This window comes from Streptomyces sp. NPDC003697 (assembly GCF_053587115.1).
The window spans coordinates 1-2,516 of sequence record NZ_JBSFNN010000165.1 but is presented as its reverse complement, the minus strand read 5'-3'; the positions used below and the strand labels follow the sequence as shown (position 1 = coordinate 2,516).

The 2,516-nt window shown below is 71.9% G+C and carries 2 protein-coding genes and 2 pseudogenes; 2 read left to right on the top strand and 2 right to left on the bottom strand.

Annotated elements, in window-relative coordinates:
• A pseudogene (locus tag ACWDNY_RS31320) lies at nucleotides 1–91 on the top strand (ferredoxin); the annotation flags it as partial.
• 208 nt (nucleotides 92–299) lie between these two features.
• On the opposite strand, the gene ACWDNY_RS31315 reads toward ACWDNY_RS31320, so the two are convergent.
• Nucleotides 300–755 (bottom strand): SCO4983 family protein, encoded by a 456-nt coding sequence (locus ACWDNY_RS31315; protein WP_451649192.1) that lies wholly within the window; start codon nucleotides 753–755, stop codon nucleotides 300–302.
• Nucleotides 756–877: 122 nt separating this feature from the next.
• A complete protein-coding gene (locus ACWDNY_RS31310) occupies nucleotides 878–2,089 on the bottom strand; it encodes a pyridoxal phosphate-dependent aminotransferase (protein ID WP_451649191.1) in 1,212 nt (403 codons plus the stop codon).
• Nucleotides 2,090–2,224: 135 nt separating this feature from the next.
• Between ACWDNY_RS31310 and ACWDNY_RS31305 the strand changes: the two are divergent.
• A pseudogene (locus tag ACWDNY_RS31305) lies at nucleotides 2,225–2,516 on the top strand (hypothetical protein); the annotation flags it as partial.

The following is a 2,516-nucleotide window of genomic DNA, read 5'->3' as shown; positions in this document are numbered from 1 at the left end:
CGATCCGGGCGGAACCGAGGACCAGGAACTCGTCCGCCGCAAGGGCATCATGTGCGCGGAGGTGTGCGACGCGACCTGCCGCATGCTCTCCATGCGATGCCCGGCCGGGCGTCGCCGGGGACGAACGGGACCTCGCGCAGCCGGATTTCCTGCGGCAGGAGCTCACGCGGCAGGAACTCAGACAGAAGGGCCGCCTCGAAAGGCGGCCCACGCCGGTGCTGTGTCATGGCGCCCGGTCCGCGCGTCGCAGCGGACGCGCGCGCGCCGAGGCCGGTCAGGGGGCCGCTTCGGGCGGCGGATCAGTGGGCGGCGCCGCTCAGGTGCTGCCGTTCGCTCCGGGGTGCGGCCTCGGCGGCGGGGGCCGCCGCGTGCGCGTCCATCCGCTCCGCCGCGAGGATCGCTGCGGCCGTGTCCGCACGGGAGGCCGCCACGACGAGTGCGCGGCCGGCGAGCGCGTGCGCCCGCCGGTGCAGGGCGGCCGGGTCCTGCGGCTCTGAGCCGGAGGCGCGGACGGGGGTGCGCCCGCCCCGCAGCCGGGCCACCTGCCCGGCGAGCCGCTCGGCCGCGGCGTCGAGATCGGCGGACGGCGCCGTGGCGCGCAGTTCGTCCGTGACGGCGAGCAGCGCGGCCAGGTGCCCGGCGAGCTGGATGTCCAGCTCCTCCTCACGGGACCGGTGGGGGAAGTCGGAGCCGGTGCCGGCCGGCGCGTCGTGGACGGAGCTCCGGGAAGGCCCTGAGCGGATCGGTTCGTACATGAGACGGCCTCCTGTGCGCTGACAGAAGCCATCCTAGCTTAGAACTCGTCTAAAGTTGAGCCGGTTCGCGGAACTGGGCGGTAGGGGCACGCACCGTGAGCGCCCGGGGGTGCTCCCCGGCGTCAGGACTGGCCGTAGCCGTCCAGGAAGGTCCCGATCCGCCCCACCGCGTCCCGCAGGTCGCCCACCGACGGCAGGGTCACCACACGGAAGTGGTCCGACTCCGGCCAGTTGAAGCCGGTGCCGTGCACGACCATGATCTTCTCCTGGCGCAGCAGGTCCAGGACCATCTGCCGGTCGTCCTTGATCTTGAAGACCTTCGGGTCCAGGCGCGGGAAGAGGTACAGCGCCCCCTTCGGCCGCACGCAGCTGACCCCGGGGATCTGCGTGAGCAGGTCGTAGGCGGTGTCCATCTGTTCCTTCAGCCGGCCGCCGGGCAGCACCAGCTCCTTGATGGTCTGCCGTCCGCTGAGCGCGGCGACCACCCCGTGCTGGCCGGGCATGTTCGCGCACAGTCGCATGTTCGCCAGGATCGTCAGGCCCTCGATGTAGGAGTCGGCGTGGGCCCGCGGGCCGGAGATCGACATCCAGCCGACGCGGTAGCCGGCCACCCGGTACGCCTTGGACATGCCGTTGAAGGTGAGCGTGAGCAGGTCCGGCGCGACCTTGGCCGTCGGCGTGTGGCGGGCACCGTCGTAGAGGATCTTGTCGTAGATCTCGTCGGAGCACACCAGCAGGTTGTGGCGCCGGGCGATGTCCGTCAGCCCCTTGAGCACCGCCTCGTCGTAGACGGCGCCCGTCGGGTTGTTCGGGTTGATGATGACGATCGCCTTGGTGCGGTCGGTGACCTTCCGCTCGACGTCCGCCAGGTCGGGCATCCAGTCGGACTGCTCGTCGCAGCGGTAGTGCACGGCCGTGCCGCCGGACAGGGACACGGCGGCGGTCCACAGCGGGTAGTCCGGCGCCGGCACGAGGACCTCGTCGCCGTCGTCCAGCAGCCCCTGCATCGCCATCACGATCAGCTCGGAGACGCCGTTCCCGATGAAGACGTGCTCCACGTCGGTCTCGATGCCGAGGGTCTGGTTGTGCATGACGACCGCCCGACGGGCGGCCAGCAGGCCCTTCGCGTCGCCGTAGCCGTGGGCCGCCGAGACGTTGCGGAGGATGTCCTCCAGGATCTCGGGCGGGCACTCGAAGCCGAACGCCGCCGGGTTGCCGGTGTTCAGCTTCAGGATGCGGTGCCCGGCCGCCTCCAGCCGCATCGCCTCCTCCAGTACCGGGCCCCGGATCTCATAACAGACGTTGGCGAGCTTGGTCGACTGGATCACCTGCATGGGGGGAGCTTACGGCGGGGTAACGGTCCGTGGGTGGTGTTTTCCACCACGTGAGACGTGTCGGCACACCAAAGAGTGGTGACCGTCGCGGGTGGCCGTTCCGGCGTCTCCCGGCTGTCCTTACACTTTCCGGTCATGTCCACGCCTCCCGACGTCAACGGCGTGGCTCCGGCGGGCGATGCGCCCCAGGGGCCGCCGAACGTGTACCTGCCGCAGCCCGCAGCCGCCCCCTCCTACGAGGGCTACGCCGATCCGGCGGCGGCCCACGGCTGGGAGGACGCCTACGAGGGGACGAGCGGACCGGCCGCGGCCGCGGACGGCCTGCCCGAGGCGCGGGCCGGGCGGCTGGGGGGGCATGCGCCGGGTGCTGGGGGCGTAGCGGACGCTCCGGGGTCGGGCACCGGGTACATGCCCGGCAGTTTCCGGC